The organism is Ectothiorhodospira mobilis (assembly GCF_016584115.1).
GTDB classification, from domain to species: Bacteria; Pseudomonadota; Gammaproteobacteria; order Ectothiorhodospirales; family Ectothiorhodospiraceae; genus Ectothiorhodospira; species Ectothiorhodospira mobilis.
Window position 1 is genome coordinate 89,176 of the sequence record NZ_NRSK01000002.1, and the last position, 17,119, is coordinate 106,294.

Here is a 17,119-nt window from a genome sequence, read left to right on the forward strand (position 1 = left end):
CCTGTCAATGCGATCCCGCATCCCCGAAACCAGGCCGGGGCAGGGCCTTGCCAGCACCCCTTGAGCGGGGTAATTTCTGCGCCATGAGACTGGCGCGGGAATACGGTGAGGGAAGGTATGCCATCACGGCCTATGGCCAGGGCGGTGTGCGCATCAATGAGACCGTACACCGGCAGAGCCTGGTGGTAATGCCGGACCAGTTGCTGACGGACTGGGCCCCGAGGACACCCCGGGATCTCACCGGGGGCGCCTTCATCCCCGTCCTGGAGATGGGGCCGGAGATCGTGCTCCTGGGTACCGGGGACCACCTGGCCTGGCCACAGCGGGAGGTGCGCCTGCGGCTCCAGCAGGCGGGGGTGGGCCTGGAGGTGATGGACACCCCCGCCGCCTGCCGCACCTACAACCTCATCATGGCCGAGGGCCGCCGGGTGGCGGCGGCCCTGCTCATGCCCGGGCGGGGATAAGGCAGCCCCGGTTCAGTTCTGCAGCAGACTCTCCTCGGAAAACCCCCGGCTCTCCAGGATCCGGCGAAGGCGCTTGAGGGCATCCATCTGGATCTGGCGCACCCGCTCCCGGGTGACCCCCAGTTCAAAGCCCACCTGCTCCAGGGTGGAGCGCTCGAATCCATTCAGGCCGAAGCGGCGCACGATCACTTCCCGCTGTTTCTCGTCCAGCTCGCCCAGCCATTCCTCCACGTAATGCACCACGTCCTCGTCCTGGATCAGTTCGGAGGGTTCGGGGGTCTGTTCGTCCGGGAGCATGTCCAGCAGGGGGCGCTCCCCGTCGCGGCTGATGGGCAGATCCACCGAGGTGACGCGCTCGGAGAGGGCCATCATGCGCTTGACCTGCTCCACCGGCTTGTCCAGATGGCGGGCCACCTCCTCGGCCGTGGGTTCGTGGTCCAGCTCCTGGGCCAGCCGGCGCGCCGCCCGCAGGTAGACGTTGAGCTCCTTGATAACGTGGATGGGAAGCCGGATGGTGCGGGTCTGGTTCATGATGGCCCGCTCGATGGTCTGCCGGATCCACCAGGTGGCGTAGGTGGAGAAGCGGAAACCCCGTTCGGGATCGAATTTCTCCACCGCCCGGATCAGCCCCAGGTTGCCTTCCTCGATGAGATCCAGCAGGGCCAGACCCCGGTTCATGTAGCGACGGGCAATCTTCACCACCAGGCGCAGGTTGCACTCGATCATCTTGCGCCGGCCGTGTTCGTCCCCCTTCTGCGCCAGGCGGGAGTAATGCACCTCCTCCTCGGGGGTCAGAAGGGGTGAGAACTCGATCTCGCTGAGATAGATGCGCGTGGCATCCAGTTCCCCCTTGGGCACGTCCCCGGCAGTGAAGACCTCGGTGACCTCCTCCGCGTCCGTTGCCTCCCCCTCCAGGATCGCCTCCTTGCCCTCCCGGGCGACGTCCCCCTCTCCCTCCTCGGGTTCCCGGGCCATGGGGTCTTCGTCCAGTACCTCATGGACCCGCTGCCCCGGGGTGTCGTCTCGCCTTCTCGGCATGGGACCTCCTGTTCGGGGCTGCCGCGCCCCTATCAACGGTCAGGCAGGTAGTTCAGCGGATCCACCGGTTCCCCATCCCTGCGGATCTCGAAATGCAGCATGGGGCGGTCGGTTCCGGTCTCCCCCATCAATGCAATCTCTTCTCCTGCCCGGACTTCAACCCCTTCTTTTACAAAGATTTTATCGTTGTGAGCATATGCACTCAGATAGCGTTGATCGTGCTTCACAATAATAAGCTTGCCGTATCCGACAAGTCCACTTCCGCTGTAGACCACACGCCCCCCTGCGGCGGCGCGCACCGGCTGCCCCCTCTGTCCGGCGATGCCGATACCGCGCTTGGCCGTATCCTCCCGGGGGAAGCGGCGCACCACCTCCCCGCGGGTGGGCCATTGCCAGCGGATCCCCGTCTGCTGCCGGGCAGGGGCCGCCTGCGTCGCTTCGGGGGCTTGCCGTGGCGCGGGGGAACGGGTGGAACCGGTTTCGTGGCCCGAGGGCTCCCGATGCGCCCCCCCCCGGCCGGAGACGGACCGGGAACGATCCGCGGCCACCGCCGTGGGCTTTTGCTCTGGCGCCTCCGGAGACTCCCCCGCGGGTGGGTTCATGCGCAGACGCTGCCCGGGGTAGATGGTGTAGGGGGCATCGATACCGTTCCAGCGGGCCAGTTCCCGCCATTCCAGACCGTAGCGCCAGGCGATGGAGTAGAGGGTCTCGTGGCGGCGGACGGTGTAGTACCCGGAACGGAAGCCGGGATCCTCCATATACGGCACCAGACTGCACCCGGTCAGCGCAATACCGATGACCAGGGTTGCCAGCACCTTGCGCATCACGGCCTCCCGCCTACCCCTGCACCTGGTAGGCGACCACCGCCACGGCCAGCAGCGCCACCGTGGACCAGCCGATCCACTCCATGTACGGGCGCAGACGCGGCTCGATGCGGGGACCCAGGGCGGCGATGATCAGGGCCACGGTGAAGAAACGGGCGCCCCGACCGAGGAAGGAGGCCAGCACGAACGGGGCCAGCGGCATGGCCATGGCCCCGGCGGTGAGGGTGAACAGCTTGTAGGGGACGGGGGAGAATCCCGCCACCAGCACGACCCAGACCCCCCACTGGCCAAACCAGTCCCGGGCCCGTTCCAGCTCCCCGCCATGCCCCGCCTGCACGATCCAGGGGGTGATCGCCTCGAAGGCGAGATGGCCCAGCAGATAACCGGCCAGGCCCCCCAGGACGGAGAACAGGGTGGTGATCAGGGCCAGACGTATCCCCTGATCGGGCCGGGCCGCCGCCATGGGGGCCAGCATGACGTCCGGAGGGACCGGGAAGAAGGAGGATTCCGCAAACGACAGGGCGGCCAGGTAGCGGGGGGCCCGGGGGTGACGGGACCAGCCCATCACCCGGTCGTAGAGGGGACCGAACAGCTTCACTGCACCTCCCCCGGCAGCAGGGGCACGAAGCTGACCGGGCCCAGGTCATCCCGGGTCCAGCCCGAGGCGGTGCGGATGATGCGCACCAGACACTGGCTGCCCCCCTCCTCCCCCACCGGGGCCAGCAGTTGCCCCCCGGGGGACAACTGCAGCAGGAGGGAATCGGGCACCTGCCGCGGGGCGGCGGTGAGCAGGATGGCGTCGTAGGGGGCATTCTCCGCCCAGCCCTGGCTGCCGTCGGTATGGCGCAGGCTGATGTTGTGCAGGCCCAGGCTGCTCAGCACCTCCCGGGCCCGGCGCTGCAGGGCGCGGATGCGTTCCAGGCTCACCACGCGCCCGGCGAGCCGGGCGAGGACGGCGGCCTGGTAGCCCGAACCGGTACCCACCTCCAGCACGGTCCCCGGCGCGGGGTCGTGGGCCAGCAGGGCCTCGGTCATGCGCGCCACGATCCAGGGCTGGGAGATGGTCTGGCCGAAGCCGATGGGCAGGGCGGTGTTCTCGTAGGCCTGGTGGGCCAGGGCCTCGTCCACGAACAGGTGCCGTGGCGTGGTGCGCATCACCTCCAGCACACGCATATCCCGGATCCCCAGGGACTCCAGGCGCCGGGCAAGGCGGTCCCGGGCCCGCTGGGAGGTCATACCGATCCCCGTGACCTCGTGGTTCAAGCCCGTTCCTCCGCCAGCCAGCGGGACACCGTATCCATGGCCTCGTATCGGGTCAGGTCCACCTGGATGGGGGTGACAGAGACATAGCCGCAACGGATGGCATGGAAATCCGTGCCCGCCCCCGCGTCCTGCTCCGGACCCGAGGGGCCCACCCAGTAGATGGGGTGCCCCCGGGGATCCGTGGAACGGGTTACCGGTTCCGCCTTGTGGCGGTGTCCCAGACGGGTAGACTGATAGCCCTGCAGATCCGCCCAGGGCAGGTCCGGGACGTTCACGTTGAGGATGGTGTCCGGGGGCAGCGGGATGTCATGCAGCCGCTGCAGCAGGTTCAGCACCACACGGGTCGCCGTTTCATAGTGCTGCACGGGGGGGGTGCCCGCCAGGGAGACGGCGATGGCCGGCAGCCCCAGGAAACGCCCCTCCATGGCCGCCGCCACGGTGCCCGAGTAGAGCACATCGTCCCCCAGATTGGCCCCGGCGTTGATCCCCGAGATGACCATGTCCGGTTCCTGCTCCAGCAGGCCCGTGATGGCCAGGTGGACACAGTCGGTGGGGGTGCCGTCCACCCGGATATCGCCGTTGTCCAGGGTATGGGCCCGCAGGGGGCGGATGAGGGTCAGGGAGTTGCTGGCGCCGCTACGGTCCCGGTCCGGTGCCACGACGGTGACCTCGGCCTGTTCCCTGAGGCCCCGGGAGAGGGTCTGCAGTCCGGGGGCGTGGACACCGTCATCGTTGCTGAGCAGGATGCGCATATTGAATCACTGTTGGGTCATTTCGCTAATATACTGGAAACGCCGGGTCCATCGCAGGGTACGATGGCCCGGCCCCATCCCCTGAGGCACCCCGGACCGAGGAGCCCCATGCCGCCCGAGGACCCCACCGACGACGACCGTGCCCTATTCCGTGCCGCCGTGGGCCCGGTGCATCCGGTGCGCGGAGACCGGCACGGGGCCCGTCCCGCGCCACCTCCCCCGCGCCCCCGGCAGACCGAGCGGGAGCGGCTGCGGGTGCTGGAGGAGCTGCGGGACGACCCCTTCCCCGGAACGGAGGTGCAGCCCGGGGACGAACTGTGCTTCATGCAGGAGGGGGTGCAGCGCCAGGTCTTTCGCAAGTTGCGCCGTGGGCATTACCGCATCGCCGCCGAATTGGATCTCCATGGGTTCTCCTCCGTCCAGGCCCGGGAGGCCCTGGCGGAATTCCTCGCCCACGCCCGCGAGCGGCGGCTGCGCTGCGTGCGCATCGTCCACGGCAAGGGGCGGGGATCCAGCAACCGGGGGCCGGTCCTCAAGGGCCTCGTGGCCCAGTGCCTGCGCCGCCGTGCCGAGGTCCTGGCCTACTGCTCCGCCCCCCAGAACCAGGGTGGGACCGGAGCCGTGCTGGTCCTGCTGCGCCTCAAAGACTGACGATCCGCAGGCGATTTTTCAAGGACCCGGCGTCCCCGCGAATCCGGAATAACATGGTATGATGGTCAGGTAGTCGGGCGAGGGCACGGAGGCGGAGTCCGCCCCGCGACGCCCGGACCCCGTAGGATCGGGCCACCGGGTTATTGTGCAGGCGCAACCAGAGGTGCTTTGACCATTGGCCAATTCATGCAATCCAATCCCCCGGGGGGAGATGCCCACAGTGGACAGAAAGAGACCCCGAGGCGCAGGCCCGCGCAAACCCGCCCCGCTGATGGACAACGACTGTCTGACCTGTCCGGTCCGGGACGAGAGCCTGTTCGGCGCCCTGCCCGAAGAGGCGGTGCGGCGCCTGAACAACCCGGCGGAGAATCTGGTGATCCCGGCCGGTGAGGTCCTCTACCGGGAGAACGCCGAGGCCAGTGCCTCCTACACCCTCAAGGACGGGGTCATCAAGCTCACCCGCACCGCCATGAACGGGCGCGAACAGATCCTGCGCCTGCTCACCCGTGGTGACGTGATGGGCCTGGAGTGCATGCTCGGCCAGCGCTACAACCACACCGCCACCACCCTCACCCCGGTCCAGGTATGCCGCCTTCCCCTGACGGCGCTCAAGCGCCTCCAGACGGACAACCCGGCCCTGAACCACGCCCTGCTCACCCGTTGGGCCGCCGCCCTGCAGCAGGTGGAGATGCTGGCCGTGGAGCTGGGGACCAAGAAGGCCAGCGAACGCCTGGCCACCTTCCTGCTCTTCTGGAACGAACGCACCGGCGGCCACGACGACATGCCCCTGCCCCTCTCCCGCACCGAGACCGGTGAACTGCTGGGGCTGACGGTGGAGACGGTGAGCCGTTTCTTTGCCGACTGGAAACGCCGCGGCCACCTCTCCGAGAAGGCCGGGGTGGTCTACCTCCACGACCGCAGTGCCCTGCGGGAGCTGAGTGGCGGCGACACCAGCGGCCTGCTGAGCTGAGCCGGGGGGCTATTCCCCTTTTGCGAGTTGCACCACCCGGGCCAGCACCGTGGTGGCATAACCCCCGGGACCCAGGGTGAAGGCCAGCTCCAGGGTATCCTCCTGCAGCCAATCCCAGGTCAGCCCCTCCACCCGCAACCGCAGCGGCCGGCGCTCCAGGCGCAGGCCGGCCTCCTCCAGGCCCCGGGCCAGAACGGGGTGATCCGCCGCCACCGCCGCCTCCAGCGCCGCCACCGCCCCTTCCACCGGGGATGCCCCCCGGCCCCAGAGGGGGCCGGTGGGATGCACCTCCAGGTCCGCCACGCGGGCATCCACCGTGGGGTCCTCCCCCTGGTGCACAAAGAAACTGCCGCGACCATCCAGTTGCAGGGCATCCCCGATGCGGGCCCGGTCCCAGGTGCCGTCCGCCACCCGGCGCTGCAGCAGGTCGTTGAACAGGAGGGCCCGGGCGGCGGAGAGATAGAGTCCCCGCAGCTTGCGATCCCGCACCCGCAGTTGGCCCTGGAACAGGGCGGCGGCCTTGGCCGGGTTGTCCCCGTCGCGGCCGAAGCGCTGTGGCCCGAAGAAATTGGGCACACCGCCGCGGGCCATGGCCTCGAGTCGCTCTTGTGCCGCCTCCCGGTCCCCACTGCAGGCCCGCACCCGCAGCTGGAAACGGTTCCCCAGCAGATGTCCGGTCTGCAGCTTGCGCCGGTGGCGCGCCGCCTCCAGCACCTCCACCTGCGGCGGCAGGTGACCGCCCCAGTCCGGGTCCGCCATGCCCGGCAGGTGCAGGCTGAACCACTGGGTGGTCACGGCGTGGCGGTCCTTCAAGCCGGCATAACCCACGGCCCGGCGCCCCACCCCGGCGGCCCGGGCCAGCATGGCCGCCACCTGCTCGGTGTTCAGCCCCGTCTTGCGCACCCGCAGCCACAGGTGTTCTCCCTCCCCCTCCGGCTTCGTGGCCGGCAGCTCATCCACGCGAAAGTCCTCCGGCTGACTGCGGATGCGCCCGCGCAGCGGCGGGGTGTCCTGTTCCTGCAACGCCATCCTGTCCCCGTTCATCGCCCGGCCCCCGCCGGGGGCTCGGCCACCCGGTCCCGGAGATACACCGGCAGGGCCGCCTCCGCCGGTACGGCGCGGCCCATGGCCCATTCCCGCACCGCCAGCCGCGCCACCTCGGCGGCGCGGGGGATGCGGTCCGCGTCCGGCAGGGCATCCACGCGTCCCTCCAGGCGCTGCAACAGGGCCTCGCCGTGGACCGTCCAGCCCCGCCCCACGGCGGTCCAGCCCGGGGACGGGGGCACAGGCACGGCCTGCGGCGGGCACACGCACTCCCCGGCCACGGCCTGGGCCAGCCCCTCCCGGGCCTCGAAGGCACCCCAATAGACCTCGCCCATGCGGGCATCCAGGGCCGCCAGGACCCGGGAGGCCCCGGCATCCACCGCCTGCTGGGCCAGGGCCGCAAGAGTGGAGACGGGCACCACCGGCCGGTCCGCGGCAAAGGCGGCCCCCTGCACCACGCCGACGGCCACCCGCACCCCGGTAAAGGCCCCGGGCCCGCGGCCGAAGGCCAGGGCGTCCAGATCCTTCGGCGTCAGCCCCGCCTCGGCCAGCAGGGCATCCATCATGGGCAGGATGAGGCGGGCATGGGCCCGCGGGATCACCTCGAAGCGCTGGGTGACGGTGCCGTCCACCCAGAGGGCGGCGGAGCAGCCCTCGGTGGCCGTCTCCAGGGCCAGGATCTTCGCCGCCTGCGGTTCCATCAGGCCCCCTCCTGCAGGAAGCGGATCACCTCTTGCGGGCCCGGGGCCCGCCCCATGGGAGGGAGACTCTTCATGAAGATCTTTCCATAACTCTTGGTCTGGATTCGTGGATCACACAGGATCAGGACCCCCTGATCGTGGCTGTCCCGGATCAGGCGCCCGGCCCCCTGCTTCAGGGCGATCACCGCCTGGGGCAGCTGCAGGTCGCGGAAGGGGTTGCCGCCCCGCTCACGGATGGCGGCCATGCGCGCCTCCAGTACCGGGTCGCCGGGGGCGGCGAAGGGCAGGCGGTCGATGACCACACAGCTCAGGGCATCGCCGCGCACGTCCACCCCCTCCCAGAAGCTGTGGGAGCCCAGGAGCACCGCGTTACCCGCCTCCCGGAAACGCTCCAGCAGCAGCCCCCGGGGGCCGCTGCCCTGCACCAGGAGTTCCCGGTCCTGCAGGCCCTGGGCCAGAAGCTCCGCCGCCTCGCGCAGGGCCCTGAGGCTGGTGAACAGCAGGAAGGTCCCCCCGGGGTTGGCCCGGATCAGGGGCAGGGCCGTGTCCACCACCGCCCGGGTGAAGCCGGGGGCATTGGGTTCGGGCATGGGCCGGGGCAGGTAGACCCGGGCCTGATTGGCGTAATCGAAGGGGCTGTCCAGCAGCAGCTCCCGGGGCCTGCCCAGGCCCATGCGCCGGTTGAAATGGTCGAAACGGCCGTCCACGGAGAGGGTGGCGGAGGTGAAGATCCAGGCGCTGGCACAGGCCGCGCGGCGCTGCGCGAAGACCGAGGCCACGTCCAGGGGGGTCAGGTGCAGTGCGAAGGTGCGGGTCCAGGTCTCATACCACGGCACCTCGTCCGACGGGGGGTCGCGGAAACGCTGCAGCCGCTGCAGATGGTCCCGGGCGCGGCGGGCACAGGAGTCCAGACCCTTGGCGCGATCGGCCACCGTGTCCATGCCCCCGGCCAGTTCCCCCAGGGCCGTTTCCAGTTCCTCCAGACCGGTCTGCACCTCATCCCGGTCCGCCACGGCCTCCCAGGCACGGCGTTCCAGCCCGCCGCCCAGGACCACCCGGAAGGCCTTGACCGCCTCCCCCAGGGCATCGGCGCGGGTGCGCAGCCCGGGCATGTCCGGGGCCTCCCGCACCAGCTCCGCCAGACAGTCCCGGGACAGATCCACCAGCTGGCGCGCGCTCACGGTGGTGCCGAAGAAGCTGCCGGCCACATCCGGCAACTGATGGGCCTCGTCCAGGACGAAGGCGTCGGCGGAGGGCAGCAGTTCCGCGAATCCCTCCTCCCGCAGGGCCAGGTCCGCCATGAGCAGGTGATGGTTGATCACCACCACTTCCGCCTCCTGGGCCCGGCGGCGGGCCTGGGCCACGCAGCAGCGGTCGTACTCCGGGCAGTCGGTGCCCAGGCAGTTGTCCGTGGTGGAGGTCACCCGCGGCCAGATCTCCGCGTCCTCCCCCAGGCCCTGGAGTTCGGCGATATCACCGCTGCGGGTACGCTCCGCCCAGGCCTGCACCTGCGCCAGGGGCTGGCGCAGCCGTGGCTCCAGCTGGCGTCCCTCGGCCACCGCCAGGGCCAGGCGGTGGGGGCACAGGTAATTGGCCCGGCCCTTGAGCAGGGCGATGCGGGCGTGCACCCCCAGGGCCCGGCGCACCAGGGGCAGGTCCTTGTGATAGAGCTGATCCTGCAGGTTGCGGGTACCGGTGGAGAGGATCACCTTGCCGCCATGCAGCAGGGCGGGCACCAGGTAGCCGAAGGTCTTGCCCACCCCCGTGCCGGCCTCCACCACCAGGGTTTCCCCGTCGCCCATGGCGGCGCCCACCGCATCGGCCATGCGCTGCTGGGATTCCCGCGGGGCGAAGCGCTCCAGGGTCCGTGCCAGGGGGCCGTCCGCCCCCAGAAGATCCGCCGGCGAGGCGCTCAACCCGTCTCTCCCGAGCGCAGCCCCCGGGCCCGTTCCAGGGCGCGTCGTGCGCTTTCGCCATCGCCCTGCAGGCGCCGGGCCCCGGCGATGATCTCCCAGTTGCGGATGCGCAGCGCCGTGTTGGTGCCGCAAAGGCCCAGGGAACGCCGGGCCAGTTCCTCCGCCTGCCGGGCCTCCCCCTGCTCCAGACGCACCTGGGCCAGTCGCTGCCAGAGGCGGGGATCCCGCGGGGCGATGCGCAGGCCCCGTTCCAGGCTCGCCGCGGCCGCGTCCAGATCCCCCGCCCGGCGTTGCCGGTCGGCGTCCCGGGTCAGGGCCGCCACCGCCGGCAGCGGGGGTTCATCGCCCGCGGCGGGGGCATCCTCCGCCGGGGCACGGGCGATGGCGGGCATGGGCGTGGGGACGCGCTCCTGCTCCGGTGTCCTCTGTGCCGGCTGGGACCGCTGTTCCGGCGGGGTGGCGGCATCGGCTTCCGGTTGCGGCGGAATGCCGCCCCCACCGGCGGATTCCTGCGGCCAACGATAGGGGGCGGTGCTGCAGCCACCGGCCAGCAGCAGGAGCAGCAGGATGGGGAGATGGAAAGGGGGTTTGGGTATGCTCATGACACACTGGGGCATCTTGGATTCGGGAGGATTCTCTGCGGCGGGGATTCAACTGCCGGAGGTCCGGCGCACGGTGAAGACGTTGGACACCGCACCGATCTTGTCCATGACCGCGCTGAGCTGGTCGGTGCCGGTGATCTCCATGGTCAGATCCATGGTCACGGTGTTCTCCGCGGGATCGGTGCGGGTGGAGGCGGAGAGGACATTCACCCGCTCGTTGGCCAGCACCTGGGTGATGTCCCGCAACAGCCCCTGACGGTCGAAGGCCTCCAGGTGGATGCACACCGGGTAGGCGCGGCGGTCGTCGCCCCAGGAGACCTCCACCAGGCGGTGGCGCTTGTCCGCCGGCATGCGCAGGATGTTGACGCAGTCCCGGCGGTGGATGGTGACCCCCTTGCCCCGGGTGATGTAGCCGATCACCGGGTCCCCGGGCACGGGCCGGCAGCACCGGGCCATTTGCGTGAGCAGGTTGCCCACGCCGCGGATGCGGATCCCCTGCCCCCCCTCACGGTCATCCGACGGACCCTGACGGCCGTGGCGGCCCACCAGGGTCTCCTCCGCCGTGGGCTCGATGGGCACCTGCATGGCGGCGGCCAGCTGGGCGGGGGTGATGTCCCCGGCGCCGATGGCCACCAGCAATTCCTCCCGGCTGGGCTGGCGGAAGCGGCGCAGGAGTTCCTCCATGTCCGGCTGCTGCACCCCCATGCGCTGGGCCTCCCGTTCCAGCACGACGCGGCCTTCCGCCAGGTTCTTCTCCCGGTCCTGCTGGCGGAACCAGCTGCGGGCCTTGGTGCGGGCCCGGGAGGTGCGCAGGTAGCCCATGTTGGGGTTGATCCAGTCGCGGCTGGGACCGCCGGTGCGGCTGGTGAAGATCTCCACCCGCTCCCCGGAGCGCAGTTCGTAGGTCAGCGGCACGATGTGGCCGTTCACCTTGGCGCCGCGGCAATGATGCCCCACCTCGGTGTGCACGGCGTAGGCAAAATCCAGTGGCGTGGCCCCCTTGGGCAGGTCCATCACGTCCCCCCGGGGGGTGAGCACGAAGACCCGGTCCTGGAAGAGTTCCGAGCGGAAGCTGTCCAGCAGGTCCCGGTCACTCTCCTGGTTCTCCAGCAGCCGGCGCAGGGAGGCGATGGCCCGGGTCATGGCCTGATCCTCCGGCCCCCCTTCCTTGTAGCGCCAGTGGGCGGCCACCCCCAGTTCCGCGAAGCTGTCCATGTCGCGGGTGCGGATCTGCACCTCCACCACCTTGCCCTCGGGGCCGATCACCGCCGTGTGCAGGGACTGGTAGCCGTTGTCCTTGGGGTTGGCGATGTAATCGTCGAACTCCTTGGGGATATGCGGCCAGGCCCCATGCACCACCCCCAGCACGGCATAGCAGGCGGCCACCCGGTCCACGATCACCCGCACCGCCCGCAGGTCGTAGAGATCATGGAATTCCAGGTTCTTGCGCTGCATCTTCTTCCAGATGCTGTAGATGTGCTTGGGCCGCCCCCGCACCTCCGCCGGGATCCCCTCCTGGTGCAGCATGGACTTCATGCGATCAATGAAGTCCACAATATAACGCTCTCTCTCGGTTCTGTTTTCCTCCAGAAGCGCGGCGATGCGCCGGTACTCCTCCGGCTGGGTGATGCGCAGGGACAGATCCTCCATCTCCCACTTGAGCTGGGCCACACCCAGGCGGTTGGCCAGGGGGGCGAAGATCTCCAGGGTCTCCTGGGCGATGGCCCGGGCCAGGTCATCGGGCTCGGCCGCCACCAGGCGCAGGTGCTGCAGACGGTAGGCCAGCTTGATGAGCACGGCGCGCACATCGTCCACCATGGCCAGCAGCATCCGCCGCAGGCGCTCCGCCTGCTCGGGGGTGCTCTGGACCTGGCTGGCGGAACGCTTGAAGTGGGTCAGCAGGTGCACATTGCGCACCAGGCAGGCCACGGCCTCGCCGTAGCGCTCGCGGATGACCCCATCCTCCAGGGTGCCCTCCATGTGGGCATCCAGCAGCATGGCCGCGATCAGGGTATCCACGTCCGCCCCCAGTACCCGCAGATTCTCTGCCACGTCCAGGCAATGGGGCTGCGTGGGCTCGCGGCGGCAGGGCTGCAGAGCCAGGGTCAGGGCCTCCTCCAGGCGCGGATCCTGCGCTGCTTCCGCCGGTGCGAAACGTTCCAGCAGGGCCTCCAGGGGCTGTTCCCCCAGGGGGGTCTTGTCGTATTGCGTATGCCGCATGGGCGCAGAGTATATCCGTCCGTCAAGGAATGGGCGATGCGCTGCAAAGGCAACCGGATCAGGAGACCCCCCGCAGGGTCCACAGCGGAGGCTGACGCAACACGGGGCGCACCCCCAGCCAACCGGCCAGGCCCACCCCCAGGGCCCCGCCGCCGGTGCCCAGGATCCATACCAGGGGATCCGGGCCATAGGGGAGATCGAAGACCCGGCTGGCCAGCAGGGCGCCGCCGGCACTGGCCCCGGCGGCGGCCAGCAGCCCCGCCAACGCCCCCAGCACCACGAATTCCGCCAGCAGTCCCGCGCGGATCTGTCCCCGGGTGGCCCCCAGGGTGCGCAGCACCGCCGTCTCCCGCCGGCGCAGGTCCCGGGTGGACTGGATGGCCGCCAGCAGCACCATCACACCGGCCGCCAGGGTGAACAAAAAGACATATTCCACCGCCAGGGTGGCCCGGTCCACGATCCTTCGGATGCGCTCCAGCAGGGCCCCCACGTCCAGTACCGTGGCGCTGGGGAAACGGCGCGCCAGATCGCTGAGCAGGGTCTCCCCCTCCTCTCCCAGGTAAAAGCTGGCGACGAAGCTGGGGGTGTGTTCCTGCAGCAGCCCCGGGGAGGCCAGGACGAAGAAATTGACGTTGAAGGAATCCCAGTCCACCTGGCGCAGGCTGGTGACCGGGGCCGAGACCCGCTCCCCCTCCACCCGGAAGGTGAGGCGATCCCCCAGGGTGATCCCCAGGGTGCGGGCCAGATCCGCCTCCACGGAGAAACCGGGCGGGGTCCCGTCCGCCCCCCACCATTGTCCCGCCACGATGCGGTTATCCGCCTGCAGTGTGCCGGTATGGGACAGGTTGAACTCCCGCGTGGCCAGGCGGCGGGCCCGCCCCGGGGCAAAGTCCTCGGCACGGACCGCCTCCCCGGCAATGGCCACCAGCCGGGCGCGGATCAGGGGATGGAAGTCCGGGGCGGGCCGGCCCTGCTCCCGGAACCGGTCCTGGATGGGGGCCACCTCGTCGGGCTGCACGTTGATGAGGAAATGATCCGGCGCCGTATCCGGCAACTGCCCCTCCCAGGTGGACAGCAGGTCCACGCGCACCACCGCCAGCAGCAGCAGGGCCATGATCCCCACCCCGAAGGCGGCCAGTTGCAGGGCGCTCACCCCACCCCGGCGGGCCAGATTGGCCAGGCCGAAACGCAGGGCCACCCCGCCGCCGGTGCGCAGCCGGCCCAGTACCCGCACCAGGCCCCAGGCCACCGTCAGCAGGACCCCCAGCAGGCCCAGGGTGCCCGCCAGCACCCAGCCCGCCAGTACCGGGTCCCCCGCCTGCCAGAACACCAGTGCGGCAAAGGCGATCAGGGCCAGCCCCGCCACCAGCCAGGCAGAAGGGGCCGGGGGCGCCAGATCCCGGCGCAGGACCCGCAGGGGCGGCACGCCCCCCAGGGTCAGCAGCGGCGGCAGGGCGAATCCCAGGGCGGTGATGGCGGCCACCCCCAGCCCCGGCAGCAGCGGCCGCAAGGACGGCGCTGGTAGGGCCGTGCCGAACCAGTCCGCCACCAGGGCCGCCAGACCCGCCTGGGCCAGTCCCCCCAGAAGGATCCCGGCGGCCCCGGCCAGGAGCACGATCCACAGCATGCGCAGGGCGAACACCGCCGTCACCCGCCGCCGCGAGGCCCCGAGACAGCGCATCACGGCCACGGCATCGGCCTGGCGGGCGCTGTCGTGGCGGGCGGCCACGGCCACCGCCGCCCCGGCCAGCAGCACGGCCATCAAGGCCGCCAGGCCCAGGAAACGGCGGCTGCGGTCGATGGCCCGGCGCAGTTCCGGGCGGGCATCGTCCACCCCCCGGATCTGCGTACCCTCCCCCACCCGGGTCTCCGCCCAGGTGCGGAAGGCCTGGATCGCCTCCGCCGGACCGGCCAGCAGCAGTCGGTGGTCCACGCGGCTGCCGGGCACGATCAGCCCCGTGCGCGCCAGATCGGCGTGGTTGAACAGGAGCCGGGGCGCCATCTGGAAGAGCTCTCCGCCCCGCCCCGGCTCGTCGCTGATCACCCGGGTGAGGGTCAGGGTGGCCTCCCCCACCTCCAGCCCCACCCCCAGGTCCACACCAAGACGCTGCAACAGCGGGGCCTGGACCCAGGCCTCACCGGGCGCCGGGACCCCCCGGGCCGGCCGGTCCCCGGCAAAGGGTGCATCCGCCACCCGGGCCGTACCGCGCAGGGGCCAGCCTGCCTCCACCGCCTTGAGCTCCGCCAGCTGGGTGCGCTCGCCGTGGAAGAGCACGCTGCGGAACTCGGCCGTGCGCACCGTCTCCAGCCCCATACGGTGGGCCCGTTGCGACAGGTTCTCCGGCGGCGGCTGCCGCGCGCTGATCACCAGATCGGCGCCCTGCAGGACCGCGGCCTGGCGGTCCACCGCCCCCTGGACCCGGTCGGTGAACAGCCCCACCGAGGTCACCGCCCCCACGGCCACCACCAGGGCGAGCACCAGGATGCCCGGGGCCCCGGAACGCCATTCCCGCCCCAGGGCCTGCAGCGATTCCCGCAGGATCCCGCTCATGCCGCCACCAGCACGCCGTCATCCAGGCGGTAGCTGCGTTCGCAACGGGCCGCCAGATCCGGGTCGTGGGTCACCATCACCAGGGCCGTGCCACCGGCCGCGCGCAGATCGAAGAGCAGATCCACCACCCGTTCCCCGGTATGGCGGTCCAGGTTGCCGGTGGGTTCATCCGCGAACAGCACCCGGGGCCCCGGGGCGAAGGCGCGGGCGATGGCCACCCGCTGCTGCTCGCCGCCGGAGAGCTGATGGGGATAGTGCCCCAGGCGATGGGCCAGACCCACCCGTTCCAGGGCCTGCTGCGCCACGCTGCGGGCACCGGCACCCCGTCCCGCCAGTTCCAGGGGCAGCATGACGTTCTCCAGGGCCGTGAGGGCGGGCAGCAACTGGAAGGACTGGAACACGAAGCCCACGCGCCCGGCCCGCAGGGCCGCGCGCCCGTCCTCGTCCAGGCCGGAGAGGGCCGCACCCAACAGATGCACCTCCCCCTGGGAGGGGGCATCCAGACCCGCCAGCAGGCCCAGCAGGGTGGACTTGCCGGAACCGGAGGTGCCCAGGATGGCCACCGCCTCGGCGGCGGCCACTTCCAGGTCCACACCCGCTAGAATGGACACGGGTCCCTCGGGGCCCGGGATCCACCGGGCGAGACCCCTCGCCTGCACCACGGGACTGGAAGACTCGGATACCATGCGTTCACGACTCCTGATGCTGTTGATCATGGTCTGCCTGGGCCTGGCCGCCGCCCCGGGCACGGCGGCGGAGCGCCCCACCCTGCTGGTGCTGGGGGACAGTCTCAGCGCCGCCCACGGCATCCCCCTGGAGGCCGGCTGGGTGGCCCTGCTGGCGGATCGCCTGGAACGGCGCGATCCACCGTGGAAGGTGGTCAACGCCAGCGTCGGCGGCGAGACCACCCGCGGCGGCAGGAGCCGCCTGCCCGCACTGCTGCAGCGCCATGCCCCCGAGGTGGTGATCCTTGCCCTGGGGGGCAATGACGGCCTGCGGGGCATCGCCCCGGACGAGGCCCGGGACAACCTGTCGGCCCTGGTGCGCACCGCCCGGGAGGCCGGTGCCCGGGTCCTGCTGGTGGGGATCCGCGTGCCGCCCAACTTGGGCCCGCGCTACGCCGAGAGGTTCCATGGCATCTACCACCAGCTGGCCGAATCCCTGGACGTGCCCCTGGTGCCCTTCCTGCTGGAGGGGGTGGCCCTGGAGGCGGACATGATGCAGCCGGACGGGATCCATCCCACGGCCCGGGCCCAGCCGGTGATGCTGGATCACGTCTGGCCCATGCTGGAGCCGCTTCTGGAGACGACGGACGCGTCGCCTGCAGGGGGAGGGTCACAACCCCAACCCAGATCCGCCAACCGCTGAGGCAGTTCCCCCACCCCCCGCACCATGAGATCGGGATAGGGCCCACCAGGCCAGGGGGCAAGATGGGTGTTCACCCAGGCGGTGCGCATCCCCACCCGCGCCGCACCGCGCATGTCCCGTTCCGGATCGTCCCCCACGTGCAGGGCCTCGCCGGCGGCCACCCCCGCCTCATCCAGGGCGGCGGTGAAGATCTCCGCCGCGGGCTTGGCCGCCCCGGTGCGGGACGCGGTGACGATGAAGTCGAAAAAGCCGCCGATACCGATGCGGTGTACATCGGCGTTGCCGTTGGTGATGGCCCCCACACGGAAGTGCCGTGAGAGGTGTTCCAGGGTCTCCATCACTGCATCGAAGAGCTCCACCTGGTTGCGGCCCTCCCAGAACACCTGGAAACCGGGTTCCACCAGGGTGTCGTCATAGTCGAACTGGCGCGCCAGTTCCTGCAGCCACTCCTTGCGCAGCACGGTCAGGTCGGGATAGCGGTGGGCCCGTGGGGAGAACCAGTCCTGGCGGTGGCGGATCAAGGCCTCTGCATCCAGACGGCGGGTGATGCGCGGATAGTGGGCGGCCAGCCAGGCATGGAAGGCATGCTCCGCCCGCCGGATCACGGGGGCGCATGCCCAGAGGGTGTCATCCAGGTCGAAGGTGATGCAGCGCAGTTCCATGGCTGCAAGCATACCCGAATCCGCCGCTCGGGTAAGCCATTGGGGTCGGAGGCCCTCATGGCCGGGCCAGGGTGAGATGCTACACTCCCTGCG

The 17,119-nt window shown here is 70.6% G+C and carries 17 protein-coding genes; 4 read left to right on the forward strand and 13 right to left on the reverse strand.

Annotated features, from left to right (window positions below; all coding sequences use genetic code 11):
* Window positions 1-83 precede the first annotated feature (83 nt).
* Complete coding sequence (locus tag CKO33_RS01510) at window positions 84-464, forward strand: Mth938-like domain-containing protein (protein ID WP_200178558.1); 381 nt, start codon at window positions 84-86, stop codon at window positions 462-464.
* A gap of 12 nt (window positions 465-476) precedes the next feature.
* Here the strand turns inward: CKO33_RS01510 and rpoS are convergent, their stop codons facing one another.
* From rpoS to surE, 5 genes are read right to left on the reverse strand one after another with little or no spacing between them, the layout of a single operon-like run.
* Complete coding sequence (gene rpoS / locus CKO33_RS01515) at window positions 477-1,502, reverse strand: RNA polymerase sigma factor RpoS (protein ID WP_242472411.1); 1,026 nt, start codon at window positions 1,500-1,502, stop codon at window positions 477-479.
* A gap of 32 nt (window positions 1,503-1,534) precedes the next feature.
* A complete protein-coding gene (locus CKO33_RS01520; protein WP_200178560.1) occupies window positions 1,535-2,326 on the reverse strand; it encodes a peptidoglycan DD-metalloendopeptidase family protein in 792 nt (263 codons plus the stop codon).
* A gap of 13 nt (window positions 2,327-2,339) precedes the next feature.
* A complete protein-coding gene (locus tag CKO33_RS01525) occupies window positions 2,340-2,924 on the reverse strand; it encodes a VTT domain-containing protein (protein ID WP_200178562.1) in 585 nt (194 codons plus the stop codon).
* Complete coding sequence (locus CKO33_RS01530) at window positions 2,921-3,562, reverse strand: protein-L-isoaspartate(D-aspartate) O-methyltransferase (protein WP_200178753.1); 642 nt, start codon at window positions 3,560-3,562, stop codon at window positions 2,921-2,923. The genes CKO33_RS01525 and CKO33_RS01530 overlap by 4 nt, the downstream gene beginning before the upstream one ends.
* A 23-nt stretch (window positions 3,563-3,585) precedes the next feature.
* Window positions 3,586-4,341: a 5'/3'-nucleotidase SurE gene (gene surE, locus CKO33_RS01535; RefSeq protein WP_200178564.1), complete on the reverse strand. Its 756-nt coding sequence runs from the start codon at window positions 4,339-4,341 to the stop codon at window positions 3,586-3,588.
* 108 nt (window positions 4,342-4,449) lie between these two features.
* Here surE and CKO33_RS01540 point away from each other — a divergent pair, with 108 nt between their 5' ends.
* Both CKO33_RS01540 and CKO33_RS01545 read left to right on the forward strand, forming a co-directional pair.
* Complete coding sequence (locus CKO33_RS01540) at window positions 4,450-4,992, forward strand: Smr/MutS family protein (RefSeq protein WP_200178567.1); 543 nt, start codon at window positions 4,450-4,452, stop codon at window positions 4,990-4,992.
* Between the two features lie 271 nt (window positions 4,993-5,263).
* Window positions 5,264-5,962, forward strand: a complete 699-nt coding sequence (locus tag CKO33_RS01545) for a Crp/Fnr family transcriptional regulator (RefSeq protein WP_200178569.1) — start codon at window positions 5,264-5,266, stop codon at window positions 5,960-5,962.
* A 9-nt stretch (window positions 5,963-5,971) separates the two neighbouring features.
* Here CKO33_RS01545 and truD read toward each other — a convergent pair whose 3' ends face one another.
* Genes truD through CKO33_RS01580 form a run of 7 tightly spaced genes read right to left on the reverse strand, consistent with a single transcriptional unit; the run spans window position 5,972 to window position 15,682 of the window.
* Complete coding sequence (truD, locus tag CKO33_RS01550; RefSeq protein WP_242472412.1) at window positions 5,972-7,006, reverse strand: tRNA pseudouridine(13) synthase TruD; 1,035 nt, start codon at window positions 7,004-7,006, stop codon at window positions 5,972-5,974.
* Window positions 7,003-7,707: a tRNA (adenosine(37)-N6)-threonylcarbamoyltransferase complex dimerization subunit type 1 TsaB gene (tsaB, locus tag CKO33_RS01555; protein ID WP_200178574.1), complete on the reverse strand. Its 705-nt coding sequence runs from the start codon at window positions 7,705-7,707 to the stop codon at window positions 7,003-7,005. The genes truD and tsaB overlap by 4 nt, the downstream gene beginning before the upstream one ends.
* On the reverse strand, window positions 7,707-9,623 hold the full coding sequence (gene yoaA, locus CKO33_RS01560; RefSeq protein WP_242472413.1) for a DNA repair helicase YoaA: 1,917 nt from the start codon (window positions 9,621-9,623) through the stop codon (window positions 7,707-7,709). The genes tsaB and yoaA overlap by 1 nt, the downstream gene beginning before the upstream one ends.
* A complete protein-coding gene (locus CKO33_RS01565) occupies window positions 9,620-10,225 on the reverse strand; it encodes a tetratricopeptide repeat protein (protein ID WP_200178575.1) in 606 nt (201 codons plus the stop codon). The genes yoaA and CKO33_RS01565 overlap by 4 nt, the downstream gene beginning before the upstream one ends.
* Window positions 10,226-10,273: 48 nt before the next feature.
* The gene (gene relA, locus CKO33_RS01570) at window positions 10,274-12,445 is read right to left on the reverse strand and encodes a GTP diphosphokinase (RefSeq protein WP_200178577.1); all 2,172 of its coding nucleotides are present in this window, start codon (window positions 12,443-12,445) and stop codon (window positions 10,274-10,276) included.
* Window positions 12,446-12,503: 58 nt separating this feature from the next.
* Window positions 12,504-14,996: an ABC transporter permease gene (locus CKO33_RS01575; RefSeq protein ID WP_200178578.1), complete on the reverse strand. Its 2,493-nt coding sequence runs from the start codon at window positions 14,994-14,996 to the stop codon at window positions 12,504-12,506.
* Window positions 14,993-15,682, reverse strand: coding sequence for an ABC transporter ATP-binding protein (locus tag CKO33_RS01580; protein WP_200178581.1), 690 nt, complete (start codon window positions 15,680-15,682; stop codon window positions 14,993-14,995). The genes CKO33_RS01575 and CKO33_RS01580 overlap by 4 nt, the downstream gene beginning before the upstream one ends.
* Between CKO33_RS01580 and CKO33_RS01585 the strand changes: the two genes are divergently transcribed.
* Window positions 15,681-16,364: an arylesterase gene (locus CKO33_RS01585; protein WP_200178583.1), complete on the forward strand. Its 684-nt coding sequence runs from the start codon at window positions 15,681-15,683 to the stop codon at window positions 16,362-16,364. The genes CKO33_RS01580 and CKO33_RS01585 overlap by 2 nt on opposite strands.
* Here CKO33_RS01585 and CKO33_RS01590 read toward each other — a convergent pair.
* A complete protein-coding gene (locus tag CKO33_RS01590; protein WP_242472414.1) occupies window positions 16,268-17,038 on the reverse strand; it encodes an HAD family hydrolase in 771 nt (256 codons plus the stop codon). The genes CKO33_RS01585 and CKO33_RS01590 overlap by 97 nt on opposite strands.
* Window positions 17,039-17,119: the final 81 nt, after the last annotated feature.

Bases quoted from the DNA above. Each gene is read 5' to 3' on its own strand.
- CKO33_RS01510 (WP_200178558.1), top strand. From the start codon at position 84: ATGAGACTGGCGCGGGAATACGGTGAGGGAAGGTATGCCATCACGGCC.
- rpoS (WP_242472411.1), bottom strand. From the start codon at position 1,502: ATGCCGAGAAGGCGAGACGACACCCCGGGGCAGCGGGTCCATGAGGTA.
- CKO33_RS01520 (WP_200178560.1), bottom strand. From the start codon at position 2,326: ATGCGCAAGGTGCTGGCAACCCTGGTCATCGGTATTGCGCTGACCGGG.
- CKO33_RS01530 (WP_200178753.1), bottom strand. From the start codon at position 3,562: ATGACCTCCCAGCGGGCCCGGGACCGCCTTGCCCGGCGCCTGGAGTCC.
- surE (WP_200178564.1), bottom strand. From the start codon at position 4,341: ATGCGCATCCTGCTCAGCAACGATGACGGTGTCCACGCCCCCGGACTG.
- CKO33_RS01540 (WP_200178567.1), top strand. From the start codon at position 4,450: ATGCCGCCCGAGGACCCCACCGACGACGACCGTGCCCTATTCCGTGCC.
- CKO33_RS01545 (WP_200178569.1), top strand. From the start codon at position 5,264: ATGGACAACGACTGTCTGACCTGTCCGGTCCGGGACGAGAGCCTGTTC.
- truD (WP_242472412.1), bottom strand. From the start codon at position 7,006: ATGAACGGGGACAGGATGGCGTTGCAGGAACAGGACACCCCGCCGCTG.
- tsaB (WP_200178574.1), bottom strand. From the start codon at position 7,707: ATGGAACCGCAGGCGGCGAAGATCCTGGCCCTGGAGACGGCCACCGAG.
- CKO33_RS01565 (WP_200178575.1), bottom strand. From the start codon at position 10,225: ATGAGCATACCCAAACCCCCTTTCCATCTCCCCATCCTGCTGCTCCTG.
- relA (WP_200178577.1), bottom strand. From the start codon at position 12,445: ATGCGGCATACGCAATACGACAAGACCCCCCTGGGGGAACAGCCCCTG.
- CKO33_RS01575 (WP_200178578.1), bottom strand. From the start codon at position 14,996: ATGAGCGGGATCCTGCGGGAATCGCTGCAGGCCCTGGGGCGGGAATGG.
- CKO33_RS01585 (WP_200178583.1), top strand. From the start codon at position 15,681: ATGCGTTCACGACTCCTGATGCTGTTGATCATGGTCTGCCTGGGCCTG.
- CKO33_RS01580 (WP_200178581.1), bottom strand. From the start codon at position 15,682: ATGGTATCCGAGTCTTCCAGTCCCGTGGTGCAGGCGAGGGGTCTCGCC.
- CKO33_RS01590 (WP_242472414.1), bottom strand. From the start codon at position 17,038: ATGCTTGCAGCCATGGAACTGCGCTGCATCACCTTCGACCTGGATGAC.